Source organism: Thiobacillus sp. (genome assembly GCF_013693775.1).
Classification (GTDB): domain Bacteria; phylum Pseudomonadota; class Gammaproteobacteria; order Burkholderiales; family Thiobacillaceae; genus Thiobacillus.
Map to the genome: position 1 here is coordinate 3,246,242 of NZ_CP059257.1, position 26,094 is coordinate 3,272,335.

Below are 26,094 nucleotides of genomic sequence, written 5' to 3' on the forward strand. Positions count from 1 at the left end.
AGCGGGAACCACCATGCCAGACGAGAAACCTGTCTCTCCCAGCCGCGTCGCCCTCAAGCAATTGCCCGACAGCAGCGAGGCGCTGACCGAGGATTTCCAGCGTTACCAGTTTTATCATCTGGGGCGGTTCCATGGCTGTCCCACCGTCTATACCTATCATGCGCTGGCCTGGACGCTGCGTGACCGTCTCATGTCGGACTGGATGAACACCTATGCCGAGCGCGACCAGCCCGGCAAGCGCCGCGCGTATTATCTTTCGCTTGAATTCCTGATCGGCCGCGCGCTGTCCAACCACGTGCTCAATCTGGGCCTGGACACAGCCTCGCGCGAAGCGCTGCAGAGCTTCGGCCAGACGCTCGAGGCCGTGGCGGAGGAAGAAACCGACGCCGGGCTGGGGAATGGCGGCCTGGGCCGGCTGGCTGCCTGCTTCATGGACAGCTGCGCCACCCTGAACCTGCCAGTGATGGGCTATGGCATTCATTACGAATACGGCATGTTCCGCCAGGATATCGAAAACGGCTATCAGGTCGAGGAACCCGACCACTGGCTGCGCGACGGCAATCCGTGGGAGGTCGAGCGCTCCGAATTCACCTGCCGCGTGCCGTTCGGCGGGCACACCGAGCATTTCCACGACAAGGCAGGGATTCCCCGCACGCGCTGGGCGGATACCAGCGACGTGCTGGCGATTCCNTACGACATGCCGATCTCGGGCTACCGCAATCATGCGGTGAACACGCTGCGTTTGTGGAAATCCGCCGCCACCGACGTGTTCGACCTCAACGAATTCAACGCCGGAAGCTACTCCGAGGCGGTGCAGGCGAAGAATCACGCCGAGCACATCTCTATGGTGCTGTATCCGAACGACAGCAGCGAAAACGGCAAGGAACTGCGCCTGCGCCAGCAGTATTTTCTGGCGTCGGCCAGCCTGCAGGATGCGCTGCGCCAGTGGCGCGCGGCCGGCAACAACGATCTGATGAAATTCGCCGAGCACAATGTCTTCCAGATGAATGACACGCACCCCACTATCGCGGTGGCTGAACTCATGCGTCTGCTGCTCGACGACGAACGGCTGCAATGGGATGAAGCTTGGGCGATCACCTCGCGGTGCATGGCCTATACTAACCACACGCTGCTGCCCGAGGCGCTGGAGCGTTGGCCGGTGGCGTTGTTCGAGCGCCTGCTGCCGCGCCCGCTGGAAATCATCTACGAAATCAACGCCCGCTTTCTGCGCCAGGTGGCGATCAAATGGCCAGGCGACATCGACCGCCAGCGCCGCATGTCGATCATCGAGGAAGAACCGGTACGCCAGATACGCATGGCGTGGCTGGCCATCGTCGGCAGCTTCTCGATCAACGGCGTGGCGGCGCTGCATTCGCGCCTGCTGAAGGAAGGGCTGTTCCGCGATTTCGTCGAACTCTGGCCGAACAAGTTCAACAACAAGACCAATGGCGTCACGCCGCGCCGCTGGGTAGCGCATGCGAACCCCGACATGACGGCGCTGATCAGTTCGAAAATCGGCGAAGACTGGATTGCCGAACTGTCGCACCTGGCCAGGCTGAAGCCCCTGGCGGCGAGCGGAAACGAGGCGTTCCATGCCGAATGGCGTGCCGCGAAACGTGCCAACAAGGTGCGGCTTGCGGCGCTGGTCGAGGCCGAATGCGGCGTGACGTTCGACCCGTCCGCCCTATTCGACGTACAGGTCAAGCGCATCCATGAATACAAGCGCCAACTGCTCAACGTGTTGCATGTGATCCATCTCTACAACCGCATCAAGAACGGGCACCTGGAGGGCTCGGTCAACCGTTGCGTCCTGATCGGCGGCAAGGCCGCACCGGGTTATGTGATGGCCAAGCGCATCATCAAGCTGATCAATAGTGTGGCCGGCGTGGTCAACAACGATCCCGACGTCAATGACCGACTCAAGGTGGCCTTCCTGCCCAACTACCGGGTGAGCAGCATGGAAATCATCGCGCCGGCCACCGACCTATCGGAGCAGATTTCCACTGCGGGCAAGGAAGCCTCCGGTACCGGCAACATGAAATTCATGATGAACGGCGCCGTCACCATCGGCACCTACGACGGGGCGAATATCGAGATTCTCGATGCCGTGGGCGAGGACAACTTCTTCCTGTTCGGCCTGCGCGCCGACGAAGTCGAAGCGCTGCGAGGCCGCTACCAGCCGTTGTCCTACATGGAGCGCGACCCGGCCTTGCGCCAGGTGATCGACCTGCTCATCTCCGGCCATTTCAATCCCTGCGAACCAGGCATCTTCGACATGATCATCGGGGCCATGATGAGTCCGAACGATCCCTGGATGGTGCTGGCGGATTTCCGGACGTATGTCGACGCGCAGGAACGGGTGGACCAGGCTTGGCGGGACGAAGCGCGCTGGACGCGCATGAGTATCCTCAACACGGCGTCGAGCGGATTCTTCTCGACCGACCGCACCATGCAGGAGTACAACGCGGATATCTGGAAGCTGACGTAGGATCGGCAGCCGCGCAATGGGCGGGGCGGGACTGTACGGGGCAGGGAGGGTTGGTGTGTGCTGAGTGACGTCTACCGACCCGTTGCTGTCTTTCGTTCTGTGTTGGCCAGAGGGACCGGTGACAAATTACAGCTGCCGTTCAAGAGCACTGACCTGTGCTCGGCCGAAGCGGCCATTCATGGGGGCCGAATTTGTGGTCGGCTCCAGGCCGTGAGCGGCGGAGTGCTGTGCTATCCTCATCGCTGCTGCAAAGATTTGAGGACGACCTCATTTCATCGCTTCGTTTGGGGACGGCCCCTCGTTACCTGAGGAGCTTTCCATGAACTGGTGGATTCTTGTAGTTGCGGGGATACTTGAAGTGGGTTGGGCGATCGGGCTCAAATACACCGAAGGCTTTTCGCGGTTGTGGCCCTCTGTCTGGACGGTTCTATCCATGGTGATCAGCATCGGCTTGCTCGGCGTTGCGATGAAATCACTCCCGGTCGGCACTGCTTATGCGGTCTGGGTTGGCATTGGTGCAATCGGTACCGCCATCATGGGCATCGTTCTGTTCAGCGAGTCTGCTAGCACCATTAGATTACTGAGCCTATTGCTTATTTTGGCCGGCATTGTTGGCCTCAAGATATCGACATCATGACCATGCACTAAGGTCCGACAGTGGATGGCGTGTCCACGTACACGAACGTCTGCTCCCGCAGAACTGTACGCATAGGCTCTCCGGCAGGGCTCGGATCGAAGCAATCACTCGAACGACCGGCCTGCCGAAACGAGCAGTTGGCCAGTTGCTGACATCAGGTCAGCAGTCCTCGAAGCCCCGGAAACAAATCAGTCGCGATGCCATAGAAAAGGCCGGGTTTCCCCGGCCTTTTTATTCGCCATCGGGCTTGCCTTACGCGGCCTGAACCGGGATCGCCTGGCGCGTGTCCATGATGCGGTTGTCCGCGTCCACATACACCAGTTCTGGCGCGTAGCGCGCCAGTTCCAGTTCGTTGTAGGACGCAAAGGTGGCGATGATGATGAGGTCGCCCGGGTTCGCCTTGTGCGCGGCGGCGCCGTTCACCGAGATAATCCCCGAATCGCGCGCGGCACGGATGGCGTAGGTGGTGAAGCGCTCGCCGTTGGTGACGTTGTAGATCTGGATCTGCTCGTACTCGTGGATGTTGGCCGCGTCCAGCAGGGTTTCGTCGATCGCGCAGGAGCCTTCGTAATGCAGCTCGGAATGCGTGACGGTCGCCCGGTGCAGCTTGGACTTGAGCATCGTTCTTTGCATGACGGTGCCCTCAATAAGAAAGGGCTCATATTATACAGCGGTGAGCAGTGAGTGGTGAATGGTTGCAGCTGCTCACCGCTCACCGCTCACCGCTTCCCATTCAATATTATCGATCAGCCGGGTCGACCCCAGCCAGGCCGCGCCCAGCACCACAAGACGGGTGCTGCCGGGCGTGGGCGATTGTAGGGTCGCGGCGTCGCGCAGCGCCACGTAGTCGACCCGCCAGCCTGCCATTTTCAGGTGGCGGCCGGCGGCGGCGCACAGGGCTTCGAAATCCCGTTCGCCTGCCCGGACGGCGGCCACGACGGCAGCGAGTTCACGCTGCAGCTGGGGTGCCTGGATGCGTTCCGCCGTGCCGAGATAGGCGTTGCGCGAACTCATCGCCAGCCCGTCGGATTCGCGCAGGGTGTCGCCCGCCACGATCTCGATCGGTAGGTTGAACTGCCGGACCAGCTCCTGGATGACCCGCAACTGCTGGAAATCCTTTTNTCCGAACACGGCCACGTGCGGCTGCACCAGATTGAACAGCTTCAGCACGACCGTCGCCACGCCGGCGAAATGGCCGGGACGGAAGGCGCCGCACAAGTCCCGGGTCAGCACGTCGGACGGCTGCACGGTGAAATCCTGCGGGACCGGATAGAGCGCGTCGGCGTCGGGCGCGAACACCAGGTCGCAGCCGGCGGCTGCGAGTTTCTCGCAGTCGGCGGCGAGGGTGCGCGGGTAACGCTCGAAATCCTCGCCAGCACCGAACTGCAGGGNGTTGACGAAGATGCTCGCGACAACCGGATGACCGTGCCGCTTGGCCAGTTCGATCAGAGATACATGGCCGGCGTGCAGGTTGCCCATGGTGGGCACGAAGGCGGCACCGGTCTGTCCGGCGAGCGCGGTGCGCAGTTCGGCGACGGTATGCAGGACCTGCATCAGAAGGCGTGGTCGGGACCAGGAAAACTGCCGTCCTTCACAGCGGCGACGTAGGCGCGCGCGGCGGCTTCGATGCCGTCGGCGCCGGCAAGAAAGTCCTTCGAGAATTTCGGTGCGCGCGGATACAGGCCCAGCATGTCGTACAGCACCAGGACCTGGCCGGAACAGCCGGCCCCGGCGCCGATGCCGATGGCCGGAATCGTGAGTGCTTCGGTGATGGCCTGGCCGAGCGCAGCGGGCACCATTTCCAGCACGATCAGTCCGGCGCCGGCGGCTTCCAGCGCACGGGCGTCGGCGACCAGCTGCGCGGCGGCCACATCCTCGCGTCCCTGTACCCGGTAGCCACCGAGCTGGTTGACCGACTGCGGCAGCAGGCCGAGATGCGCGCATACCGGGATGCCGCGTTGCGTCAGGAAGGCGACGGTGTCGACCATCACCGCGCCGCCCTCCAGCTTGACCATGTGCGCTCCCGCAGCCATCAGCCGTGCCGCGGCGGAAAACGCACGTTCCGGCGAAGGCTGGTAGCTGCCGAAAGGCAGGTCGGCGACGATGAAGGCCCGCTCGGTCCCGGCGGCGACGCAGCGCGTGTGGTACGTCATCTCGGCAAGCTTAACCGGCAGCGTAGAGGTGTGTCCCTGCACCACCATGCCGAGCGAATCGCCGACCAGCAGCACCTCGACGCCGGCGGCATCGAGTACGCGCGCGAAGCTTGCGTCGTAGCAGGTGAGCACGGCGATCTTCTCGCTGCGTTCGCGCATTGCCTTGAGGGTGGACAGGGTGACGGCCATGGTGTGATTTAAGGGTAGCTCAGGCCGCCCGGCTGAAGAACTCGCGCGGACCGCGCATCTTGTCCATGCGTTCCAGCAGCAGTTCGAAGTGGGCTTCATTCTCAGCGAAGTTGAGGTTGCTGGTGTTGACTATGAGCAGGGGCGCGGCCTCGTAGCGATGGAAGAACTCGCTGTAGCTGTTGGCCAGGCGCTGCAGGTAGCTCGCATCCATGCCGCGCTCGAATTCCACGCCGCGGCGCCTGACGCGCTCCTGCAGCACGTCGACTGGCGCCTGCAGGTAGATCACCAGGTCGGGCGTCGGCGCCTGCAGCGCGAGGTCGGCATAGACCTTCTGGTAGAGCTCGAACTCGTCGTCGTCGAGGTTGAGGCGTGCAAACAGCATGTCCTTGTCGATCAGAAAATCCGACACGGTACCGGCGCGGAACAGATCGCCTTGGGCGAGATCGCGCAACTGGCGTGAGCGGTCGAACAGGAAATGCAACTGTGTCGGCAGCGCATAGCGCCTGGGCTCCTGGTAGAAACGCGGCAGGAAGGGGTTGTCGCTGGCATTTTCCAGCAGCGTGTCGGCATTTATGCGCTCGGCCAGCTTGTAGGTGAGGCTGGTTTTGCCGGCGCCGATCGGGCCCTCGACAACGATGTAACGGTAACGGGAGAGACTCATGCGTTGACGGCAGCGGCGGAAGGGATAGGAGGCGTCACACTCTCCCCGTAAGGGGAGGCCGTGGTTGTAAAGTCGCTGAAGCGACAACAACCACGCTCTGGTCGGCACAGGCGGCAAGCCAGCCAGCAGCACGCCCGTGGCCGGGGATCACGGCATCAGGCGCGATCTCCAGCAGCGGCAGCAGCACGAAGCCGCGTTCCTGCATGCGCGGATGCGGCAGCGTCAGGCCGTCTTCGTGGAAATGTGCGTCGCCGTAGAGCAGCAGGTCGAGATCGAGCGTGCGCGGCGCGTTGCGGAAGCTGCGCTCGCGGCCGTGGCGGTGTTCAATATCCAGCAGGGCGGCGAGCAGCGCGCGCGGCGCCAATTCCGTTTCCACCTGCGCCACCGCGTTGATGAAGTCGGGCTGATCGACATGGCCGACCGGCGCCGAGGCGTACAGCGAGGAACGTTCCAGCAGCCGCGTGCCGGGCAGGCGGCCGAGCTCGGAGAGCGCGTACTCTACCTGCGCCGTCGGGTCGTTGAGGTTGGCGCCGAGGCCGATGGTGGCGGTGATCTTCATGCGGGCTGCGTCTCGCCGGCGGCTTCGCCCGGCTTCTTGCGTTTGCGCTTGCGGCGCGGCTTGGGCGCGTTGTCGGCCAGCAGCATGCTGGCGCGCTCGTCTTCGCCGACTTCCTGGAAACGCGTCCACCATTCGCCGAGTTCGGCGGCGACCTCGCNCGATTCGGCGCGCAACAGCAGGAAATCGTAGGCGGCACGAAAGCGGGGATGCTCCAGCAGGCGATACGGGCGTTGTCCGCCGCGCTGCTCGAAGCGCGGCTGCAGCGCCCAGATCTCCTTCATCATGCCGTCGTAGCGGCGCGGGATGGCGAGCTGGCTGCGCTGGGCATCGAGCACCTCGTCCATCGCGGCAAACAGGGCGGGTTGCGGCTTTTCGCCGGCGGCCTCGAGCGCGCGCCAGCGCAGCAGCACCTGCGGCCACAGCAGCGTGCCGAACAGGAAGGCGGGCGACGAAGGCCGGTCCGACTGAATGCGCTCGTCGGTGCTCTTCAGTGCGGCATTGATGAAACGTTCGCCGGTGGGATCGTCGAGGATGGTGTCCAGCAGCGGCAGCATGCCGTGATGCAGGCCTTCGGCGCGCAGCTGGTGGACGCCGCGCAGGGCGTGGCCGGAGAGCAGCAGCTTGAGCGCCTCGTCGAAGATGCGCGCGCGCGGAATGTTGGCGAGCAGTGGCGCCAGCGCGGCCACCGGCTTGCGCGTGTCGGGATCGATGTGAAAGTCGAGCTTGGCGGCAAAGCGCGCGGCGCGCAGCATGCGCACCGGATCTTCGCGGTAGCGCGTGTCAGGGTCGCCGATCATGCGCAGCACACGTTTCTTGCAGTCGGCCACGCCGCCGAAATAGTCGTGCACTTCCTCGCGCGCCGGATCGTAATACAGCGCGTTGATGGTGAAGTCGCGGCGCGCGGCGTCGTCCGCCATGCTGCCGAACACGTTGTCGGACAGCAGGCGGCCGTGTTCGTCGGTCAGGCGCTTGTGCGCCGCCGGGGACTTGTCGCCGGCAGCGTGTTCGTCGTCCTCTTCGGTCTCCTTCTGGCCATTGGCACGGAAGGTCGTGACCTCGATGGTCTCGCGTCCGCACATCACGTGCACGATCTGGAAGCGCCGCCCGATGATGCGCGAGCGGCGGAACAGCCTGCGCACCTCTTCCGGGGTGGCGTCGGTGGCGACGTCGAAATCCTTGGGCGTCATGTTCAGCAGCAGGTCGCGCACCGCGCCGCCGACGAGATAACCCTTGTACCCGGCCTGCGCCAGGGTTTCGCAGGTTTTCAGCGCGCAGTCGTCGAGCTGGTCACGGCGGATGCCGTGTGCGGACAGCGGCAGGATCTGCGCCCGNNGGCCGTCGGCGCGCGCTTTACGGCCAAATACTTTGTTGATGATGCGACGAATCATGAGGTGCGCGAAGGCGGTGGAATGCTGACCAAGTGGCGATTATACAGGCTGGACCCGATCGCTCTTCCGCCAGAGTGCCGCCGTGCCGGTGCCGTACAGTGCTTCGAGCGATGCCGGGGTGAGCAGCGCGGCCGGCGTACCCAGCTGCCAGCGTCCGTCGCCGTACAGGAACAGCAGACGATCGCAGTGGCCGGCGGCCCAGTTGGGGTCGTGCAGGGTCAGCGCCACACTGTGGCCTGCATCGGCTTCGTTACGCGCCCAAGCCAGCAGCCGGGCCTGATGCGCGGGATCGAGATGGGTCAGCGGTTCGTCGAGCAGGGCGATGCGTGGCTGTTGCGCCGCCAGCTGCGCCAGCCGCGCACGCTGGCGTTCGCCGCCCGACAGACTGTCGAGCGGACGGTGGGCGAGATCGGCGAGCTCCCAGGCGGCGAACAGGGGCGCCAGGTCGAGGGCGGCCACGCCGAACGGGTAATGGCCCAATGCGACGAAGTCGGCCACGCTGCCGAAGAATCCGCCTTCGTCGCCCTGCGGCAGCACGCCGATGTGCTGCGCTCGCGTGAGCGGCGGCAACGCGGCAAGGGGCTGGTTGTCGAGCATGATCTGCCCGCACGCGGGCACGGCGAGCCCGGCCAGCATCGAGATCAGCGTCGACTTGCCGGCGCCGTTGGGGCCGAGGATGCCGAGCACCTCGCCGGGTTCGAGTGCGAGGTCGAGCGTGTCCACCAGCGTGCGGGGACCGGCCTGCAGGGTCACTCGGTGGACGACGAGGCTCATGGTTTGCGCAGCAGCCACAGCATCATCGGTACGCCGAGCAGCGCGGTCAGCACGCCGGCCGGCAATTCCCGCGGCGCGATCACGGTGCGCGCGAGCGCGTCGGCCAGCACCAGCAGGCTGCCGCCCGCCAGGGCGCACGCCGGCAGCAGGACACGGTGGCCGGAAAAGCCCGTTTTCCGCAACGCATGCGGCACCATCAGGCCGACGAAACCGATGCTGCCGGCCTGCGCCACCACCAGGGCGGTGCAGGCGCCGGCGAGCGTAAACAGCATCCAGCGCGTGGGCGCGACCGCCACGCCGAGCGAGGCGGCTTTCAGCGGTGACAATTGCAGTACGTCGAGCCGCCTCGCCAGGCCGAGCGCGGTCCCTGTGGCCAGCAGCAGCGCCGCCCACAGCATGAACGGGTTGCTGGTCCATGCGAGGTCGCCCATCAGGAAGAACAGCATGCCGGGCAGGCGCTCGATCGGCGCCACGCTCAATACCAGCGCGATCAGGGCGCCGAAGCCGGCGGCCAGCATCACCCCGGCGAGCAGCAGCGGCGTATGGTCGCGCGCCAGCAGACGGCCGCCGAGCGCGGCGGCCAGCGCCAGCGCCAGCAGACTGCCGGCGAAGGCCAGCACCGACACCCACGGCCACGCCAGGCCGGCGGCCATACCCAAGAGCGCCAGCAGGCCGGCGCCGCCGGACACGCCGAGCAGATAGGGTTCGGCCAGGGGATTGCGGAACAGCGTCTGCATCAGCGCGCCAGCCAGCGCCAGCAGGCCGCCGCAGGCGAACGCCGCGGCCACGCGCGGGCCGCGCAATTCGGTGAGGATCTGCATGGCGAGTTCATGGTCGGCGGGCAGGGCGCCGGCCATCAGGCCCAGCGCCAGCGCCAGCAGGGCGGTCAGCCCAAGCAGCAGCAGTTTGATGGCGGAAGACAGAACAGGCCTTAGTGCTTTTGGCCTTCGACGGGCTCAGGCCGAACGGTGGCGGGCAGCAGGGTGACGCGCTTCATCACGACCGGCTCGATGGGGACATCCTGGTAGGGGCCGCGGTCGCCGCGTGGCATCGCGACGATGGCGTCGACCACCTTCATGCCGTCGACCACCTGGCCGAACACGGCATAGCCCCAGGTGTCGTAGCTGGTGCCGTGGTGATCGAGGAAGGCGTTGTCCGCCACGTTGATGAAGAACTGCGACGAGGCCGAATCGGGGTCGGCCATGCGCGCCATCGCCAGCGTGCCGCGCAGGTTTTTGAGACCGTTGTCGGCTTCGTTCTTGATCGGTGCGTTCTTGGGCTTTTCCGTCATGTCGGGTGTCATGCCGCCACCCTGGATCATGAAGCCGGGAATCACGCGGTGGAAGATCAGGCCGTCATAAAAGCCGGTCTGCACGTAGTTGATGAAATTTCCCACTGACTGCGGCGCGTTCCTGGGAAAGAGTTCGAGCGTGATGTTGCCCTTGCTGGTTTCGATCAGTACGCGCGGATTGGGCGGCTGGCCGGGCGCCGGGGCAGTGGCGACAGTCTGCTTGCCGGGTTCGCTGGCGCCGCAGCCCGACATGCCGAGCAGGATCGCGCCGAGAAACAGCGTGGTGGACAACAGGGGAAAACGGGCCATCGGAACGCGCTCCGGAAAGAGAGAGATTCTAGCGGCGGGAGGCATGGTTACGCATCCGCTCGCAGGCAACGGTCGATTTCCGTGCGCACGGTGTCCAGCGGCAGGCACCCGCTGCAGACCGGATGCAGCTGCGTGTCCTGCTGCACGATCAAGGTGGGGAAGCCGCGCACGCCGGCCTGACGCGTCTGCCTGAAATGCGCCTGGATGCGGGCGCGTGCGGTGTCGCTGTCGAAGTCGCGCAGGAAGGTTTCGCCATCCACGCCAAGGCCTGCCGCCAGGTCGGCCAGCACGCCGGCTTGCGTCACGTCGCGTCCCTCGGCATAAAACGCCGCCTGGATCGCCTTGAACATCGCGAATATCTGCGTGGAATCGATTCCGCCGACCGTCACCACCGCACGGCAGGCGGGTTCGGTGTCGTACACGAAACCTTCCGGCAGCGCGCCGTCGAAGCGGAAGGGCTGGCCGGTACGGGCCTGCACCGCATGCCAGTGATGCAGGATGTCCTCGCGCCCCGATGCGGTCATCGGCGCGGTTTCGCCCGGCCGCAGGCCGCCCAGCATCAGTGCGATTTTCATGCGTTCGCGGTATTCGTCGCGCAAGGTCCCGATCACCGGAGAAAATCCCCAGCACCAGGAGCACATCGGATCGGCGAAATACCACAGGATGGGCGGGTTCATATGCAGTGGCCGTTGAAATAGGACAGCTCACAGCATAGGCGATCCCTGAACTAGGTCTGTTTCGGTGTGTCGTCGGGCTTGGGCGGGGTGTCGTCGTCCATGATCACGCTGTGCGCCGGGCCTTCGAGGTCGTCGAACTGTCCGCTTTTGGCCGCCCACAGCATGAACCAGGCAATGGCGCCGACGAGCACGAGGCTGAGTGGAATGAGCAGGAGGAGGATGTCCATGTGCAGGGTCGGTCAGGTGACGGGCCTGGGCAGGGGAGGTCTGCCGCAGCGGGCGCGGTTCTGGACTTGAAGTCGGTGAGCCGCAGCGCATTCAGCACGACTAGCAGCGAACTGGCCGACATGCCGATGCCGGCGATCCAGGGCGTGACGTGGCCCAGCGCGGCAGCGGGGATGGCGACGAGATTGTAGGCCAGCGCCCAGCCGAGGTTCTCGCGGATGATGCGCTGCGTCTTGCGGGCGAGTGCGACGCCGTCGGCCAGAGTGCCGAGGCGGCTGCCGAGCATGACCATGTCGGCAGCGGCCTGCGCGACGTCGGCGCCTTCGCCCATGGCGATGGACACCTGCGCGCCGGCGAGCACCGGCGCATCGTTGATGCCGTCGCCCACCATGGCGACGATGCGGCCTTCGTTCTGCAGCGTCTTGACATAGGCGAGCTTGTCTTCCGGCAGCGCACCGGCATGCCAGTCGGCGATGCCGAGCTGCTGCGCCGTGCGCCTGACCGCCGTTTCGGCATCGCCGGACAGCAGGTGCAGACGCAGCCCTTGTTTTTGCAGGGCAGCGAGGGCGGCTGGCGCGTCCGTCCGCGGCGTATCGGCCAGCGCAAACCAGGCGATCAGTCCGGATTCATCGGCCAGCGCCACCCAGCTTTCATGCCCTTCAGGGTGCTCGTGCCCGTCCGGGTAGGCGCCACCGTCCGATTCCGGCGGGGCGGGTGGCGTTTCGCTGGCGGCAGCGAAACGCGGCGAGCCCAGTCGATAGATGTGGCCATCGATATGGCCTTCGACACCGCGTCCGGGCGTGTTGCGGAGCAGGCTGGCGGTCGCAATGGATAGGGCCGACTCGCGCAGCGCTTTGGCGATGGGATGTTCCGAGCCGGTTTCGAGTGCCGCGGCGATCGCCCCGACTTCGGCCTCGCTGCGGCCGCCCAGCGGGACCACCCGGCGTACGGAGAGGCGGCCGTGGGTGAGCGTGCCGGTCTTGTCGAACACCAGGTCGGTGGCGTGCGCCAGTGTTTCCAGGGCATGGCCGCGCGTGGTCAGGAGACCCAGGCGCGTGAGCCGGCCGGTGGCGGTGGTGAGGGCGGCGGGGGTGGCGAGGCCGAGCGCGCAGGGGCAGGTCACGACCAGGACCGATACCACGATCCACAAGGCTTTCGACGGGTCGATCACATACCAGGCGAGGCCGACCGCAAGGGTGATCAGCAGCAGCAGGCCGACGAACCAGGCGGCGGCGCGGTCGGCCAGCTGGCCGATGCGCGGCTTCTCGCTCTGCGCGCGGTCGAGCAGACGCACGATGGACGCCAGTCGCGTATCGGCGCCGAGCCTGTCGACGCGCACGACCAGCGGACTTGCCTGGTTGAGGCTGCCGCCGACCACATGGGCGCGCACGCCTTTCGATACCGGCAGCGATTCGCCGGTGAGCAGGGCTTCGCTGACCGCGCTGTCGCCCTCGACCACCACGCCGTCGGCGGGCAGGGTTTCGCCGGGGCGTACCAGCACATGGTCGCCTACCGCCAGCCGCGCCACCGGCACCTGCTCCTCGTCGCGCGCCGGCCAGTTCGGCAGCCGCGTGGTGGCGGCGGGAATGAGTTTCACCAGTTCCTCCACTGCGGCACCGGCGCGGCGGCGCGCGTTCATCTCGAGGAAACGCCCGGTCAGCAGCAGGAAGATGAACATGGTGACCGAGTCGTAATACACCTCGCCGTGGCCGCTGAAGGTGCTGTAGACGCTGGCGATGAAGGCCGTGCCCACGCCCAGCGCGACCGGCACGTCCATGCCCAGCGTGCGGCGCCTGAGATCGCGCCAGGCGCCGATGAAGAAGGGCCACGCCGAGTACACCACCACCGGTATGGTCAGGATCAGGCTTGCCCAACTCATCAGCAGCCGTATATCGGCGCTCATGTCGGTGGCGGTGTACGACGGCAGTGCGTACATCATGACCTGCATCATGCCAAGGCCGGCGATGGCGAGCCGCTTGATCGCAGTGTTGCGTTCGCGCTTGTAGATGTCGTCGGAGCGGCCGGGATCGAAAGGGTGGGCAATGTAGCCGATGTCGGAGACCGCCTTGAGGATCGCCGACAGTTGGATGCGGGTGTTGTCCCAGCGCACCCGCGCGCGGCGGGTGGCGTAGTTGATCTCGACCGACAGCACGCCCGGCAGCCCCGCGATGTGGCGTTCGTTCAGCCAGATGCATGCGGCGCAGACGATGTTTTCCAGGATCAGCGCAGCTTCGCGGATGTTCTCCGTTTCAGTCCGCACGAAGCTTTCCTGTATCTCCGGCAGATCATACAGACCCAGTTGGGCGAGCTCGGCCTCCACCTGCTGGGGCGTGGCGGGCAGCACGGTGCGGTGGGTGTAGTAGGCGCCCTGGCCGCTGTCGATGATGGTCTGTGCCACGGCCTGGCAACCGCGGCAGCAGGCCTGGCGGGTATCGTCTTCGAACTGGATGGGATAGTAGGCGCCGTCCGGCACTGGCAGGCCGCAGTGAAAGCAACCTGAAANAGACGGGGCGTCCGTGAGCGCAGGAGAATCGCTCATGAATCGCCCCACAGGAGAACGCCCGGGGCAAGCCCGGGAGAGAGGCCGGGCCGGCAGGCGTCAGAGGGTACTTCTTGTCAGAAACGGAACCCGTAGCCGATACCCCACACCACCGGATTGATTTCCAGGTTGGTGAGCTTGACGCCACCTGATTTGACGTCGGTGTCGATCCAGATTTTCTTAACGTCCAGGTTGATATAGCCATTCTTGGTTACCGCGATGTCCACGCCCGCCTGCAGAGCGCCGCCGAAGCTGTTCTTCCCGACACTCAGGCCGGGGGCAAGATCGACATTATAGAAGCGGGTGTAGTTCACGCCGGCACCGACGTAGGGCTTGATCGTCGGGGTGGGGTTGAAGTGGTACTGCACCGTCAGCGTGGGCGGCAGGTGATTCAGTTTTCCGAGGCTGGCGCCGTTTAGCGTCACTTCGTGGCGCGCTGTGCCGAGAATGAGTTCCATGCCGATGTTGGGCGTCACGAAATAAGTGAAGTCGACTTCCGGCACCACTTCGTCGGACACGTCGAGTCCGGCCAGGCCGGAGGATTTGACGTCCGGGACGATGTCGATCGCGCGAACGCGCATCATCCAGTTTTCAGCCAGGGCGGAGGTGGGCAGGGCGGCGACCAGGGCCAGGACAAGCAGGGATTTTTTCATGTTCGCGACTCCTCTTAAAAAGACAAAGATATAAATAAGACATTCATATCGTAATTAAGAAAAAATGCGGACGCAAGCCAAAAATGAATCCGTTACCATGGCGCCATGAGCGAACGTCTCCAAAATGCCACACATTTCCCGCCGGTCGAGACCGCGCTGCGCGAGCCCAATGGCCTCCTGGCGATGGGTGGTGATCTGTCGGTAGAACGCCTGCTGGATGCCTACTGCCACGGCATCTTCCCCTGGTTCAACCCCGGTGAGCCGATCCTGTGGTGGAGTCCCGATCCGCGCATGGTGCTCGTGCCATCGGGGATTCGCGTGACCCGCTCCCTCGCCAAACGCATCCGAAATGGCGGCTTCGAGGTGCGCGTCGACACCGCGTTTGCGGATGTGATGCGGGCGTGCGCCGAACCCCGCGAAGGGGCCGGCGGCACCTGGATCTCGCCGGCGATGATCGCGGCCTATACCCGCCTGTTCGATGCCGGCTATGCGCATGCGGTGGAAACCTGGCGTGACGGCCGTCTGGTCGGCGGCCTCTACGGTGTGGCGATCGGCCGGATGTTCTACGGCGAATCGATGTTCAGCCGCGAACCCGATGCCTCCAAGATCGCGCTGGTCCGTCTTGCGCGTCAGTTGCAGCAATGGGATTTCGGTCTGATCGACTGCCAGATGGAAACCGCGCATCTCGCCAGCCTCGGTGCGCGCACGGTGCCGCGAACGGCGTTCACGGCAAGGCTGGCGGAATTGGTAAACTTGCCACACCACCCCGGGCCCTGGCGTTTCGATGCATCCGACTGAACCNCCTTTCCAGCGCATCCAGTTTTACCTGACCGCGCAATACGACTGCAGCTACCTGCCGGATCGGCGTGCGCGCTCGCAGGTGGCGACGCCCACCCACCTGATCGATCACCAGGCCTACAGTGCCTTGATCCGCGCCGGCTTTCGTCGTAGCGGCCAGTTCACCTACCGTCCGCACTGCGAGCAGNNGTGCCATGCTTGCGTGCCGGTGCGCGTCGACGTGGCCGGCTTCGTGCCCAACCGCACCCAGCGCCGCTGCCTCAAACGCAACCGGCACCTGGCCGCGCGCTTCCTGCCGCTCGACTTCAAGGAAGAACACTACGCGCTTTACCGCACCTATCTCGGCAGCCGCCATGCCGGTGGCGGCATGGATCGCGACGGCCCCGACCAGTACACGCAGTTCCTGCTGTCGTCCAATGTCGATACCGTGATGGTCGAATTCCGCGACGGCGACGAACTGGTGATGATCTCGGTGATCGACCAGATCGACGATGGCATTTCCGCCGTCTACACTTTCTTCGATCCCGCACGCGAGCAGCAAAGTCTCGGCGTCTACGGCGTGCTGTGGCAGATCGAACTGGCCAAACGACTGGAACTGCCTTACCTCTATCTGGGCTACTGGATCGACCAGAGCCGCAAGATGGCCTACAAGAAACAGTACCCGCCGCTGGAGGGGTTGATCGACGGCCGCTGGCAGGTTCTCGACGCATGAAATGGCTCCTGGTCGCCATGCTGCTGGCGACCATGCAGGGCTGTGCGCTCACCGCGAGTAATCCACGCGCCCTGCAGCCGATCGACGGCTTCTACTCGTTGGCGGACGATGCTCGCGTCTGGGTCGAGCCGGGCTACGAGGCCTACGGTGAACGCGTGTCGGCGGCGCTGCCGGCTGCCATTGCCAAAGTCGAAGCGGCGCATTACCTGCCGTTTCTCCATCCGCCGCGCGTGTATGTCTGCGGCAGCGAGGATTGCTTCAACCGCTATGTGTATACCCCGCGGCTGTCCGCCGCGGTCATCCCGGACAACCGCCTGATCCTGTCGCCGAATTTGAACGGCCGCGAAAGCGCCCGCCTGCCCGGGCTCCTGACACACGAACTGGCACACCTTCACCTGGGCCAGCGCATCGGTCACTACAACAGTACCCTGCCGGTGTGGTTCCACGAGGGTTGGGCTTCGCTGACGGCGGATGGCGGCGGCGCCGAATATGCCACCGACGCACAGGCGTATGCCGCGATCCGCGCCGGCCGGCGGGTCGATCTTATCGCGCGCGATACNCCCGACCTGCGCCATCGGGCAGGCGCGTTCGGTCTCAATATTTTCGAGTTCTATCGCGAGTCCATGCTGCTGGTCGGCTGGCTGAAGGCGCAGGACGAGACGCGTTTTCGGCAACTGGCGCTGGCCGTGCAGGCCAATACCGATTTCGAGATCGCCTTCTGGGACATCTATGGCCAGTCGCCCGCCGCCCGGCTGGCCGGCTTTTACGACGGCGTTCAGGGCAACACCGTATTCAACGATAATGGGCAAATCCAGGCTGCACCTGCACAACCTTAAATTCACTTCACGATGAAACCCTATCTCGACCTGATGCGCCACGTGCTCGAGCACGGCACGAANAAAGACGACCGCACCGGCACCGGCACCCTCTCGGTATTCGGCTGGCAGATGCGCTACGACCTCGCCGTAGGCTTNCCGCTCGTCACCACCAAGAAGTGTCACCTGCGTTCCATCATCCACGAATTGCTGTGGTTCCTGCAGGGCGACACCAACATCAAGTACCTCAAGGAAAACGGCGTCTCGATTTGGGACGAATGGGCCGACGAACACGGCAACCTCGGTCCGGTCTACGGCCATCAGTGGCGTTCGTGGCCGAAGCCGGACGGCGGCACGATCGATCAGATCAGCGAAGTGGTGAAGACGCTCAAAAGCAACCCCGACTCGCGCCGCATCATTGTCTCGGCATGGAACGTGGCTGACCTCGACAGGATGGCACTGGCGCCATGCCACGCTTTCTTCCAGTTCTACGTCGCCGACGGTAAGCTCTCGTGCCAGCTGTATCAGCGCAGCGCCGACATCTTCCTCGGCGTGCCGTTCAACATCGCCAGCTATGCGCTGCTGACCCTGATGATGGCACAGGTGACGGGGCTGAAACCCGGCGACTTCGTCCACACGCTCGGCGACGCACACCTCTATCTCAATCACCTCGACCAGGCGCGCGAGCAGCTCTCCCGCGATCCGCGCCCGCTGCCGACGATGACGCTGAATCCGGAGGTGAAGGACATTTTCGCGTTCCGCTTCGAGGATTTCACCCTCAGCGGTTACGACCCGCATCCGGCGATCAAGGCGCCGGTGGCGGTGTGAAGCGGTGAGGCGTGAGGGGCCGCCGGTGGGAGAATTGGCACAATATCTTTACCACCGTTCGCCCTGAGCCTGTCGAAGGGCTGCCTGGCGCAGTTCTTTTGATCAGGCGGGCTTGTCTGGGCAAAGCGCTCCGCATGAATATCGAGAAAACATGAATCAACAAGAACCCCGCGTCAGCGTCATCGCCGCGCTCGCCCGCAACCGCGTCATTGGCATCGAGAACCGCCTGCCCTGGCGGCTGCCGGAAGACCTCGCCCACTTCAAGGCGCTCACGCTCAACCATCCCATCCTCATGGGGCGCAAGACCTTCGAATCGCTCGGCCGTCCGCTGCCCGGGCGGACCAACATCGTCATCACCCGCAATCCCGACTATCGCAGGGATGGCTGCCTCGTTGCCGATTCCATTCCTGCAGCCATTGCTCTTTGCAAGGGTGTCGACGAGATCTTCTTCATTGGCGGTGCCGAGCTCTATGCCCAGGCCATCCCGCTGGCCGACCGGCTGTATCTGACCGAAGTGGACATCGAGGCCGAGGGCGACGCGTGGTTCCCCGACTATGACCGCAGCGCATTCAGNGAAGTCGCGCGCGAGTCGAACACGGGCGAGAAGGGCGACGCTCTGCGATTTGATTTCGTGGTGTACGAGCGGGGCTGAGCGGAAGCGGCGTGCTCTCCTGACTGCCGTCGCCCAGCCTCACCCGATGATTGTTTGCGTCAACGGAAAGGGAGAAAAAGCATGTCCGATTTGAGTCCGCTCGAAGAACATTTTCCGCGCCTGGTCCACGAGATTGTGGCGTGCTGGGGATCGCCCGCCAGCTTTGACCAGCTGCAGGGCCTGCTGGTAGACAGCCGGGGCGGCCGCCAGGGGTTTCCGGCGGACGTTTATTCCGACCTGTCCCTGCTGCTGACGTTGGTCCCACGGCCCAAAGGTCCGTACGACATCTGGAGTGAGGCAGCGGATGCGGACAAGAACGTGTGAATGTTGAACAATTATGATGGTCGTTGAAAAGTGTTCTAAATGAGGACCTGATGAATGTCAGGTCGGCTTTCCTGATCGGGTATCGAATTGAAGTACGCTTCTGAAACCTTATTTGAAACGGACCATGTACTTGTGCGCAGAATGACCCTTGCACCTTTGGAGGTTGCGCCGTTGCATTTTCACACCCTGGTGGATGAGCAAATTGTGTGTCTGGATGGCCAGGTTGCTGTTGCCGTACGTGGCGCTGAAACCGAGACGGTTCTATCCGAAGGGCAAAGTCTTGTTATCCGGGCAGGTACGCCACACCGGATTTGGAACAGGTGTAATGCGCCAACCCAATACCTGCTTACCCAGAGCGGGGGAAGTACGACTTTTGTCTGACGGACACCTGAGCAGTGCAGACCTGTTTTACGTGAGTTCTATTTGAGTCGTTAAAGGAAAAAAATGAAGGTGAAAGACATCAGCCCAACTACTCGGCGAGGCATGGCATGAGCGGTTTGCCCAAGTGCCTGCAGTGCGGTTCCGAGTTCACCTATGAAGACGGTGCGATGTACGTGTGCCCGGAATGTGCGCACGAATGGTCGAAGGATGCAGCTGCTGCCACGGATGAGGTACGCGTCATCCGCGATTCCAACGGCAATGTGCTGGCGGATGGCGACACGGTGACGGTGATCAAGGACCTGAAGGTCAAGGGCTCGTCGCTGGTCGTCAAGGTGGGGACCAAGGTGAAGAACATCCGCCTGGTCGAGGGCGATCACGACATCGACTGCAGGATCGATGGCATCGGCCAGATGGGCTTGAAGTCGGAATTCGTGAAAAGGTGTAGGACACCGGATTCCGTCCGGCATCAACGATTGAACGGGGCCGCGGCCCCGTTTTTCCTGGCCTTACACGTGCGCCGACATTTCATCCAGCATGCCTGCAATCCGGTCCTGCATGCGTCGTGGTCTAGCGCTCCATGCGCTCGACCAGCCTTTCGAGTTGCTGTGCGATCGTGTCCCATATCACCATGGGGCCGGTCTTTTCGAATTCGGCCTCGGACCATTGATCGGNGGGCTTCACCTTGTATTCATCGATGCGCCCTGCCAGTTTGTCGCGTTCCGCCTTTGCGCTTGCCAGTTGTTCCGCGGCATCGCTGCTGCCTGATTTGGCAATGCCACTTTGGGCGCGTTCGAGCAGGGTATCCACATGTTTCAGGCGCATTTCGTGTTCGAGGATATGCTGCTGGATCAGATGATTCATTTTGGNGGTTTCAGTCATGCCCATTCTCCTGCATTAGAAGTATCTGTCTCGATGATCTAAACGTAGTCATCAAATCGCCCGGCGACAATCTGAGTCACTGGATTTCGGACAATGTGGGCAGGGAAAAGCAGGTGAGCGGGCCGAAATGAAAAACGGAGCCTCGGCTCCGTTCTCGATTGTGCGGCAGGGCAGGACTTCAACTGTGTGCGCCCATGGCCAGTGCGCGGTTCTTGCTGGCGAGGCGGGCTTGCTCGTCGGTATCGCGGTCGAAGCCGTCGCCGACCCAGCCCCCAAGGTTTTCCAGCGCGATGCGGCCGAGCGCATCGATCCATTGCGGATGTTCGTTGAGCGCGGGGATGTAGTGGAATTCCTTGCCTCCCGCCGCGAGGAAGGTGGCGCGGCCTTCCATTGCCAGTTCTTCCAGCGTTTCCAGGCAGTCGGCGGTGAAGCCCGGTGCGACCACGTCGACGCGGCCGGTGCCGGCGCGGCCGAGTTCGTCCAGCGTCCTGTCGGTGTAGGGCTGGATCCATTCGGCGCGGCCGAAGCGCGACTGGAAGGTGAGGCGATATTGCTTCGGTTCGAGTCCGAGCGCTTCGGCCAGCAGGCGGCCGGTCTTCTGGCATTCGCAGTGGTAGGGATCGCCCTTGTCGAGCGTGTAGCGCGGCACGCCGTGGAAGCTCATCAGCAGCAGGTCGGGACGGCCATGCATCTGCCAGTAGTCGCGGATGTTGGTCGCAAGGGCGTGGATGTAGCCAGGGTGGTCGTGATAGTGCTTGAGCGTGCGCAGGGCCGGCTGGGTACGCGTCTTCTGCAGCCAGGCGAACGCGGCGTCGAAGGCGGTGGCGGTGCTGGAGGCGGCATACTGCGGATAGGCCGGCAGGATCAGGATGCGGTCGCAGCCGGCCGCTTTCATTTTCGCCAGCGTGCCGGGAATCGACGGCCGGCCGTAGCGCATCGCGTAGTCGACCGTGAAGGNGGTGGCGATCCGTTCGCCCAGCCAGCCCTTCAGCAGCTTGGCCTGCTTCTCGGTGTGGACCTTCAGCGGCGAGCCGTCGGAGGTCCAGATCGCGGCGTATTTCGCGGCGGATTTTTTCGGCCGAGTGTTGAGGATGATGCCGTTGAGGATCAGCCACCACACGGCGCGCGGGATTTCCACCACGCGCGGGTCGGACAGGAATTCCTTGAGGTAGGGGCGCAGCGCCTGGGGCGTCGGCGCCTCGGGGGTGCCGAGATTGACCAGTAGGATGCCGGTGCGGGTTTGCTGGCCGTGGGTGTGCTCAGGCTCTTTCAGGTAATTCATCAATGATGCGACAGCGCGCTGGACAGGAGTTTGGCAGTGACGTCGACGATCGGCACCACGCGCTCGTAGGCCATGCGGGTGGGGCCGACGACGCCGAGCGTTCCGACCACTTGGCCGTCGACCGAGTAGGGCGCCGTGACCAGGCTGCATTCGTCGAGCGGCAGCATCTCGGATTCGCCGCCGATGAAAATCTGCACGCCGGCGGCAGTGCGCGACTGGTCGAGCAGTTGCAGCAAGCCGGTTTTCTTCTCGAAGGCGTCGAACAGGCGGCGCAGGCTTCCCATGTTGCTGGAAAGATCCTGCACGTCGAGCAGCTTGCGGCTGCCGGACACCACCACGTTGTCCTGGCTGGCGTCGAGTGCCTGGCTGCCGGCATCCACGGCCGCCGCCATCAGGCGGGTGATGTCGTCGCGCATGCGGCCGAGCTCGTCGCGCAGCTTATTACGCACTTGTTCGAAGCTGTGGCCGGCGAAATTCTGGTTGAAGTAGTTGGCCGCCTCGGTTAGTGCGGCGGCGCTGTAGGGCTGCTCGGTGACGATGACGCGGTTTTCGACCTCGCCTTCCATGGTGACGATGATGAGCAGGATGCGCTTGTCCGACAGGCTGAGAAATTCGATCTGACGGAAGGCCGGGCTGCGGCGCGGCGTCATCACCAGCCCGGCAAACCGGCTGAGATCGGACAGCAGGGTGGATGCCGCGGTCATCAGCCGCTGCGGGTCGGACGCCGTCAGGCTGTGCTCGAGCTGGCTGACCTCGACCTGCGCCAGGGNGCGGACGGTCAGCAGGGTGTCGACGAAGAAGCGGTAGCCGCGCGGCGTTGGCACACGCCCGGCCGAGGTGTGCGGGCTGGTGACGAAGCCCATCTCTTCGAGGTCGGCCATGATGTTGCGGATGCTGGCGGGCGACAGGTCCAGTCCGGCATGTTTCGACAGGGTGCGCGAGCCGACGGGTTCCCCTTCGCTGATATAGCGTTCCACCAGGGTTTTCAGCAGGATGCGGGCGCGGTCGTTGAGCATGGGTTTGATTATATAGGGGTGAGTGGGGAGTGGCGCTTTTGATCCTCCGCTCACTGCGTACTGCTTGCCGCTCACCATCCCCTATATAATCGCCCCTCATGCAAATCCCTTTCCACACTGTCGGCCTGGTCGGCAAATACGACAATCAGGGCATGGAGGCCTCGGTTCGAGCGCTGGCGGAATTCCTTCAGGCTCGTGGGCACAAGGCCCTGCTGGCCTGCCAGACGGCCGAACATTTCGGGATCGCGGACTTCCCCACGCGCAATCTGCACGACCTAGCGACCGAAAGCGACGTCGTGGTGGTGCTGGGCGGCGACGGCACCATGCTGTCGATTGCGCGCGAACTGGCGCCGAACGGCGCGCCGCTGATCGGCGTCAACCAGGGGCGGCTGGGCTTTCTCACCGACATCACGGTCGACCACATGTTCGATGCCATCGCCGAGATTCTCAGCGGCCAGTACGTGGCGGAAGAACGCATCTTGCTCAACGGGCAGGTTCGCCGNGGNGGCGAACTTGTGTTCGAGGCCACGGCGTTCAACGACGTCGTGGTGGGCAAAGGCGGCTCGGGTCGCCTGATCGATCTGGAAATCGCCATCAACAGCGAGTTCGTCTACAGCCAGCGGGCCGACGGCCTGGTGGTCACCAGCCCGACCGGCACCACTGCGTATGCGCTGTCGGCTGGCGGTCCCATCGTGCATCCGACGCTCGAAGCCGTGGCGTTGGTACCGATCTGCCCGCATACCCTGTCGGCGCGTCCGATCGTGGTCAGCAGCCATTCGCGCATCGAACTGACTCTGACCTATGCCGACGACGCGCGCGTCCACTTCGACGGCCAGCATCATTTCGACCTCAGAAGCGGCGATCACGTGTGGATCACCCGCGCCAGCCGCCCGGTCACCCTGCTGCATCCGCATTCCTACAGCTACTACGACACCCTGCGGCAGAAGCTGCACTGGGGCAAGAAACTCTAGACTTGTGAATAAACCTACTGCGCTTGCCATCTCGGGGTTGGGCGGTGCTCGCAATCCTCATGTACTTTGAGTACATTCCGGTTGCTGCGCGCCGGTCGCCCCCGACCTGGCTGCGCTCGCGACGGTTTCTTCACAAGTCCTGACCGCACATTTCTATGCTGTCACATCTGTCCATCCGCAATTATCTGCTGGTCGAATCGGTCGAGCTCGACTTCGCGCCGGGGCTGACCGTGCTGACCGGCGAGACCGGCGCCGGCAAGTCCATCCTCGTCGACGCGCTGGCACTGGCGCTGGGCGACCGCGCCGAAGGCGGTGTGGTGCGCAGCGGTGCGCCGCGTGCCGAAATTTCCGCCGAATTCGCGATCGACGGTCTGCCCGCACTGGCAGCCTGGCTCGACGAAGCCGGCTTCACATCGGATGATGGCACGCTGATCCTGCGCCGCGTCATCGAGGCCGGCGGGCGTTCGCGCGCGTTCATCAACGGCAGCGCGGCGCCGCTGTCGCAGTTGAAGGACGCGGCCGAATATTTACTCGACATCCACGGTCAGCATGCGCACCATGCCCTGCTGCGCCCACAGGCCCAGCGCGAGGTGCTCGACGCCTATGCCGGTGCGCAGTCGCTGGCAGCCGCGGTGAACGCGGCCTGGCACGCCTGGCAGGCCGCACGCCAGCGGCGCCAGGATGCCGAAACCCACAGCCAGGCGCGGCAGATCGAGCGTGAAGGCCTGACGTTGGCAGTAGAGGAACTGCGTGCGCTGGGCGACGATCTGGCGCGTTGGGACGAAATCCAGGCCGAGCATGCGCGGCTTGCCCACGTCACCACGCTGATCGAAGGCGGCCATGCGCTGATCCAGGGACTTGACGAGGGCGAGGCGGCGCTGTCGAGCCGTCTCGGTGAGATGTGCGCGCAGCTCGAAGCGATGCAGGCGGTGGACGGCAGTCTGGGCGAGGTCGCCACGCTGCTGAATTCGGCCAGCGCCAACCTGGCCGAGGCCGTGCATGCGCTGCGCCGCTATGCCGATCACCTGAATCTCGATCCCGATCGGCTCGCCGAACTCGACCGCGTGCTCGGCGACATGCATCGCCTGGCGCGCAAGCATCGCGTGCAGCCGGAGGCACTGGCTGGTCTGCTCGATCGGTTTCAGGCCCGGCTGGACGAACTGGCTGCCAGCGACGACCTCGATGCGTTGCAGGCCACCGAGAATGCCGTCCGGACGCATTATGAAAGCGAAGCGAAACGCCTCGGCGCGCAGCGCCGCAAGGCGGCCACTGCATTGTCCAAGCAGGTCACGGCGGCGATGCACGAACTCGCGCTCGTCGGTGGGCATCTCGACATCGCGCTGCAAGCTGTGAGCGAACCGCGTGCACATGGGCTGGAGGACGTGAGTTTTCTCGTCGCCAGCCATCCCGGCTTGCCGTCGGGGCCACTCGGCAAGGTGGCCTCGGGCGGCGAATTGTCGCGCGTCAGTCTGGCGATCCAGACCGCGTTGTCGGGCGTGGCAGGCGTGCCGACGCTGATCTTCGACGAGGTCGATGTCGGCATCGGCGGCAGCGTGGCCGAAGCCGTGGGCCGACGGCTGGCGAAGCTGGGCGAGACCCGCCAGGTGCTGGTCATCACCCACTTGCCGCAGGTGGCGGCGCGTGGCACGCAGCATCTGCGAGTGGCCAAGCAGGCAAACGGCCGTTTCGTCTCGTCCAATATCGCCGTCCTCGATGCGGATGCACGGGTGGAGGAGATCGCGCGCATGCTGGGCGGACTCAAGATCACCGCCACCACCCGGCAGCATGCCGCGGAGATGCTCGCCGGGTGAGACGCGGGTTGGCGTTGTTCCTGCTGTGTCTGGCCTGGGTGAGTGCCCCACCTGTGCAAGCCGAGACGATGCACGGTGTCATCATCGTGGTCGTCGACGGCGATACCGTCCTGTTCAAACCCGATCACGCCCATACGTCCGGGCGCACCTTCCTGAAAGTCCGCCTGGCCGGCATCGATGCGCCCGAAACGGATCAACCCTACGGCGGTGCAGCCACGCGCGAACTGGCGGCGCGCGTGCTGAATCGGCGGGTGGCAGTGACCTCGGTCGCGACCGATGTCTATGGCCGCACGATCGCTCACATTCAGGTGGCGGGACACGAGGTCGGAACGGAACTGGTGCAATCCGGTTTCGCCTGGGCCGCCGCGCGTTCCCGGCACACTTCGAAACTGGCGGTGGCGCAGCGCCAGGCGCGCCTGGACCAACGCGGACTCTGGCAGGGTGCGGCGCCCGTGCCGCCGTGGGAGTGGCGGCGAACGCATCCCAAAGGGGAGCGCAACCGCTTCTAGACGGGGTGCGCCATGCCGGCTGTCGCGGAAACTACAGGCGAATTTCCACGTGGATTTTGTCCCGATCGAACATACAGTTTAGAAGCATATTAGAGAATAACGTTATAACTGCTTGTCATAAAAGGATTTTAGAACCCAATCGGTCATCAGGCCACCTGTACGGTTTTATAATCGAGCGCAAGCCCTGCGTCAGACGGGGACCACAACGACAACTCAACCAGAGAGAGCGAGGAAGATGAAACTCATCACGAAGACGCTGTTCGCGTCCGTGCTGCTGGTGTTGGCCGTGCCGGTTCAGGCAGCAGGCGACCCCAAGGCCGGGCAACTCAAGACCTCAATGTGTGCCGGTTGTCATGGCATTCCCGGGTGGCGTACCGCTTATCCTTATGTATACAGCGTCCCCATGCTCGGCGGGCAGCACGCGGAATACATCGTGGCGGCGCTCAAAGCCTACAAGGATGGCGAACGCAACCATCCTGGCATGAAGAGCATCGCCAGCAGCCTGTCCGAGCAGGACATGGAAGATCTCGCGGCCTATTACGAATCGTCGTACACCGGTCCGGCCAACTGAGG

The 26,094-nt window shown here is 64.2% G+C and carries 27 protein-coding genes and 2 pseudogenes; 14 read left to right on the forward strand and 15 right to left on the reverse strand.

Annotated elements, in window-relative coordinates; all coding sequences use genetic code 11:
* The first annotated feature begins 13 nt into the window (after nucleotides 1-13).
* Complete coding sequence (locus tag HZY77_RS16055; RefSeq protein ID WP_296816962.1) at nucleotides 14-2,488, forward strand: glycogen/starch/alpha-glucan phosphorylase; 2,475 nt, start codon at nucleotides 14-16, stop codon at nucleotides 2,486-2,488.
* A gap of 319 nt (nucleotides 2,489-2,807) precedes the next feature.
* Nucleotides 2,808-3,125: a quaternary ammonium compound efflux SMR transporter SugE gene (gene sugE / locus HZY77_RS16060; protein WP_296816965.1), complete on the forward strand. Its 318-nt coding sequence runs from the start codon at nucleotides 2,808-2,810 to the stop codon at nucleotides 3,123-3,125.
* A 252-nt stretch (nucleotides 3,126-3,377) separates the two neighbouring features.
* Here sugE and panD read toward each other — a convergent pair whose 3' ends face one another.
* The 13 genes and pseudogenes from panD to HZY77_RS16125 form a co-directional block, all read right to left on the reverse strand.
* Nucleotides 3,378-3,758: an aspartate 1-decarboxylase gene (gene panD, locus HZY77_RS16065; RefSeq protein ID WP_296816968.1), complete on the reverse strand. Its 381-nt coding sequence runs from the start codon at nucleotides 3,756-3,758 to the stop codon at nucleotides 3,378-3,380.
* Between the two features lie 72 nt (nucleotides 3,759-3,830).
* Nucleotides 3,831-4,679: a pantoate--beta-alanine ligase gene (gene panC, locus HZY77_RS16070; RefSeq protein WP_296816971.1), complete on the reverse strand. Its 849-nt coding sequence runs from the start codon at nucleotides 4,677-4,679 to the stop codon at nucleotides 3,831-3,833.
* On the reverse strand, nucleotides 4,679-5,467 hold the full coding sequence (panB, locus tag HZY77_RS16075) for a 3-methyl-2-oxobutanoate hydroxymethyltransferase (protein ID WP_296816974.1): 789 nt from the start codon (nucleotides 5,465-5,467) through the stop codon (nucleotides 4,679-4,681). Before panB ends, panC begins: the two co-directional genes overlap by 1 nt.
* 19 nt (nucleotides 5,468-5,486) lie before the next feature.
* Nucleotides 5,487-6,128 (reverse strand): deoxynucleoside kinase, encoded by a 642-nt coding sequence (locus HZY77_RS16080; protein ID WP_296816975.1) that lies wholly within the window; start codon nucleotides 6,126-6,128, stop codon nucleotides 5,487-5,489.
* A 34-nt stretch (nucleotides 6,129-6,162) separates the two neighbouring features.
* The gene (folK, locus tag HZY77_RS16085) at nucleotides 6,163-6,687 is read right to left on the reverse strand and encodes a 2-amino-4-hydroxy-6-hydroxymethyldihydropteridine diphosphokinase (RefSeq protein WP_296816978.1); all 525 of its coding nucleotides are present in this window, start codon (nucleotides 6,685-6,687) and stop codon (nucleotides 6,163-6,165) included.
* Nucleotides 6,684-8,075 carry a polynucleotide adenylyltransferase PcnB gene (gene pcnB, locus HZY77_RS16090; RefSeq protein WP_296816980.1) on the reverse strand — a complete coding sequence of 464 codons (1,392 nt, stop codon included), beginning with the start codon at nucleotides 8,073-8,075 and terminating at the stop codon, nucleotides 6,684-6,686. Before pcnB ends, folK begins: the two co-directional genes overlap by 4 nt.
* 39 nt (nucleotides 8,076-8,114) lie before the next feature.
* Nucleotides 8,115-8,849 (reverse strand): ABC transporter ATP-binding protein, encoded by a 735-nt coding sequence (locus tag HZY77_RS16095; protein ID WP_296816984.1) that lies wholly within the window; start codon nucleotides 8,847-8,849, stop codon nucleotides 8,115-8,117.
* Nucleotides 8,846-9,706 (reverse strand): iron ABC transporter permease, encoded by an 861-nt coding sequence (locus tag HZY77_RS16100; RefSeq protein ID WP_296816987.1) that lies wholly within the window; start codon nucleotides 9,704-9,706, stop codon nucleotides 8,846-8,848. Before HZY77_RS16100 ends, HZY77_RS16095 begins: the two co-directional genes overlap by 4 nt.
* 74 nt (nucleotides 9,707-9,780) lie before the next feature.
* Nucleotides 9,781-10,449, reverse strand: a complete 669-nt coding sequence (locus HZY77_RS16105) for a peptidylprolyl isomerase (RefSeq protein ID WP_296816990.1) — start codon at nucleotides 10,447-10,449, stop codon at nucleotides 9,781-9,783.
* 47 nt (nucleotides 10,450-10,496) lie between these two features.
* Nucleotides 10,497-11,126, reverse strand: a complete 630-nt coding sequence (locus HZY77_RS16110; protein ID WP_296816993.1) for a DsbA family protein — start codon at nucleotides 11,124-11,126, stop codon at nucleotides 10,497-10,499.
* Between the two features lie 50 nt (nucleotides 11,127-11,176).
* Nucleotides 11,177-11,353 carry a cbb3-type cytochrome oxidase assembly protein CcoS gene (ccoS, locus tag HZY77_RS16115; protein WP_296632943.1) on the reverse strand — a complete coding sequence of 59 codons (177 nt, stop codon included), beginning with the start codon at nucleotides 11,351-11,353 and terminating at the stop codon, nucleotides 11,177-11,179.
* Nucleotides 11,354-11,490: 137 nt separating this feature from the next.
* Nucleotides 11,491-13,890, reverse strand: a pseudogene (locus HZY77_RS16120) (heavy metal translocating P-type ATPase); the annotation flags it as partial.
* Nucleotides 13,891-13,967: 77 nt separating this feature from the next.
* Nucleotides 13,968-14,543: an OmpW family outer membrane protein gene (locus HZY77_RS16125; protein ID WP_296632936.1), complete on the reverse strand. Its 576-nt coding sequence runs from the start codon at nucleotides 14,541-14,543 to the stop codon at nucleotides 13,968-13,970.
* 105 nt (nucleotides 14,544-14,648) lie between these two features.
* On the opposite strand from HZY77_RS16125, the gene aat reads away from it, so the two are divergent.
* From aat to HZY77_RS16160, 8 genes and pseudogenes are all read left to right on the forward strand, one after another.
* Complete coding sequence (gene aat / locus HZY77_RS16130; RefSeq protein WP_296816995.1) at nucleotides 14,649-15,341, forward strand: leucyl/phenylalanyl-tRNA--protein transferase; 693 nt, start codon at nucleotides 14,649-14,651, stop codon at nucleotides 15,339-15,341.
* Nucleotides 15,328-16,053, forward strand: a complete 726-nt coding sequence (locus tag HZY77_RS16135; RefSeq protein WP_296816998.1) for an arginyltransferase — start codon at nucleotides 15,328-15,330, stop codon at nucleotides 16,051-16,053. The genes aat and HZY77_RS16135 overlap by 14 nt, the downstream gene beginning before the upstream one ends.
* Nucleotides 16,050-16,889, forward strand: a complete 840-nt coding sequence (locus HZY77_RS16140) for a hypothetical protein (RefSeq protein ID WP_296817001.1) — start codon at nucleotides 16,050-16,052, stop codon at nucleotides 16,887-16,889. The genes HZY77_RS16135 and HZY77_RS16140 overlap by 4 nt, the downstream gene beginning before the upstream one ends.
* Nucleotides 16,890-16,901: 12 nt before the next feature.
* Nucleotides 16,902-17,696, forward strand: coding sequence for a thymidylate synthase (locus HZY77_RS16145; protein WP_296817004.1), 795 nt, complete (start codon nucleotides 16,902-16,904; stop codon nucleotides 17,694-17,696).
* A gap of 151 nt (nucleotides 17,697-17,847) precedes the next feature.
* Nucleotides 17,848-18,348, forward strand: a complete 501-nt coding sequence (locus HZY77_RS16150) for a dihydrofolate reductase (RefSeq protein ID WP_296817007.1) — start codon at nucleotides 17,848-17,850, stop codon at nucleotides 18,346-18,348.
* Nucleotides 18,349-18,429: 81 nt separating this feature from the next.
* On the forward strand, nucleotides 18,430-18,672 hold the full coding sequence (locus HZY77_RS16155; protein WP_296817009.1) for a hypothetical protein: 243 nt from the start codon (nucleotides 18,430-18,432) through the stop codon (nucleotides 18,670-18,672).
* A gap of 141 nt (nucleotides 18,673-18,813) precedes the next feature.
* Entirely contained in the window at nucleotides 18,814-19,053 is a 240-nt protein-coding gene (locus tag HZY77_RS17935) for a cupin domain-containing protein (RefSeq protein ID WP_363154659.1), read from the forward strand.
* A gap of 107 nt (nucleotides 19,054-19,160) precedes the next feature.
* Nucleotides 19,161-19,493 (forward strand): annotated as a pseudogene (locus HZY77_RS16160) (zinc ribbon domain-containing protein YjdM); the annotation flags it as partial.
* A gap of 617 nt (nucleotides 19,494-20,110) precedes the next feature.
* On the opposite strand, the gene hemH reads toward HZY77_RS16160, so the two are convergent.
* Together hemH and hrcA are read right to left on the reverse strand one after the other, a co-directional pair.
* Nucleotides 20,111-21,214, reverse strand: a complete 1,104-nt coding sequence (gene hemH, locus HZY77_RS16165) for a ferrochelatase (RefSeq protein ID WP_296817012.1) — start codon at nucleotides 21,212-21,214, stop codon at nucleotides 20,111-20,113.
* On the reverse strand, nucleotides 21,214-22,230 hold the full coding sequence (hrcA, locus tag HZY77_RS16170) for a heat-inducible transcriptional repressor HrcA (protein ID WP_296817014.1): 1,017 nt from the start codon (nucleotides 22,228-22,230) through the stop codon (nucleotides 21,214-21,216). The genes hemH and hrcA overlap by 1 nt, the downstream gene beginning before the upstream one ends.
* 98 nt (nucleotides 22,231-22,328) lie before the next feature.
* Here hrcA and HZY77_RS16175 point away from each other — a divergent pair, with 98 nt between their 5' ends.
* The 4 genes from HZY77_RS16175 (at nucleotide 22,329) to HZY77_RS16190 (ending at nucleotide 26,092) form a co-directional block, all read left to right on the forward strand.
* Complete coding sequence (locus tag HZY77_RS16175) at nucleotides 22,329-23,201, forward strand: NAD kinase (protein WP_296656227.1); 873 nt, start codon at nucleotides 22,329-22,331, stop codon at nucleotides 23,199-23,201.
* Between the two features lie 155 nt (nucleotides 23,202-23,356).
* Complete coding sequence (recN, locus tag HZY77_RS16180; protein WP_296817016.1) at nucleotides 23,357-25,012, forward strand: DNA repair protein RecN; 1,656 nt, start codon at nucleotides 23,357-23,359, stop codon at nucleotides 25,010-25,012.
* Nucleotides 25,009-25,521: a thermonuclease family protein gene (locus HZY77_RS16185; RefSeq protein WP_296817019.1), complete on the forward strand. Its 513-nt coding sequence runs from the start codon at nucleotides 25,009-25,011 to the stop codon at nucleotides 25,519-25,521. The genes recN and HZY77_RS16185 overlap by 4 nt, the downstream gene beginning before the upstream one ends.
* 235 nt (nucleotides 25,522-25,756) lie before the next feature.
* Nucleotides 25,757-26,092 carry a cytochrome c gene (locus HZY77_RS16190; protein WP_296632905.1) on the forward strand — a complete coding sequence of 112 codons (336 nt, stop codon included), beginning with the start codon at nucleotides 25,757-25,759 and terminating at the stop codon, nucleotides 26,090-26,092.
* The last annotated feature ends 2 nt before the right edge of the window (nucleotides 26,093-26,094 follow it).

What these genes read in the sequence shown, in the direction of transcription:
- HZY77_RS16155 (WP_296817009.1), top strand. Translation starts at nt 18,430, where the DNA reads ATGTCCGATTTGAGTCCGCTCGAAGAACATTTTCCGCGCCTGGTCCAC.
- panD (WP_296816968.1), bottom strand. Translation starts at nt 3,758, where the DNA reads ATGCAAAGAACGATGCTCAAGTCCAAGCTGCACCGGGCGACCGTCACG.
- recN (WP_296817016.1), top strand. Translation starts at nt 23,357, where the DNA reads ATGCTGTCACATCTGTCCATCCGCAATTATCTGCTGGTCGAATCGGTC.
- panB (WP_296816974.1), bottom strand. Translation starts at nt 5,467, where the DNA reads ATGGCCGTCACCCTGTCCACCCTCAAGGCAATGCGCGAACGCAGCGAG.
- HZY77_RS16095 (WP_296816984.1), bottom strand. Translation starts at nt 8,849, where the DNA reads ATGAGCCTCGTCGTCCACCGAGTGACCCTGCAGGCCGGTCCCCGCACG.
- folK (WP_296816978.1), bottom strand. Translation starts at nt 6,687, where the DNA reads ATGAAGATCACCGCCACCATCGGCCTCGGCGCCAACCTCAACGACCCG.
- HZY77_RS16110 (WP_296816993.1), bottom strand. Translation starts at nt 11,126, where the DNA reads ATGAACCCGCCCATCCTGTGGTATTTCGCCGATCCGATGTGCTCCTGG.
- ccoS (WP_296632943.1), bottom strand. Translation starts at nt 11,353, where the DNA reads ATGGACATCCTCCTCCTGCTCATTCCACTCAGCCTCGTGCTCGTCGGC.
- HZY77_RS17935 (WP_363154659.1), top strand. Translation starts at nt 18,814, where the DNA reads ATGACCCTTGCACCTTTGGAGGTTGCGCCGTTGCATTTTCACACCCTG.
- HZY77_RS16080 (WP_296816975.1), bottom strand. Translation starts at nt 6,128, where the DNA reads ATGAGTCTCTCCCGTTACCGTTACATCGTTGTCGAGGGCCCGATCGGC.
- HZY77_RS16100 (WP_296816987.1), bottom strand. Translation starts at nt 9,706, where the DNA reads ATGGCCGGCGCCCTGCCCGCCGACCATGAACTCGCCATGCAGATCCTC.
- sugE (WP_296816965.1), top strand. Translation starts at nt 2,808, where the DNA reads ATGAACTGGTGGATTCTTGTAGTTGCGGGGATACTTGAAGTGGGTTGG.
- aat (WP_296816995.1), top strand. Translation starts at nt 14,649, where the DNA reads ATGAGCGAACGTCTCCAAAATGCCACACATTTCCCGCCGGTCGAGACC.
- HZY77_RS16105 (WP_296816990.1), bottom strand. Translation starts at nt 10,449, where the DNA reads ATGGCCCGTTTTCCCCTGTTGTCCACCACGCTGTTTCTCGGCGCGATC.
- HZY77_RS16125 (WP_296632936.1), bottom strand. Translation starts at nt 14,543, where the DNA reads ATGAAAAAATCCCTGCTTGTCCTGGCCCTGGTCGCCGCCCTGCCCACC.
- HZY77_RS16190 (WP_296632905.1), top strand. Translation starts at nt 25,757, where the DNA reads ATGAAACTCATCACGAAGACGCTGTTCGCGTCCGTGCTGCTGGTGTTG.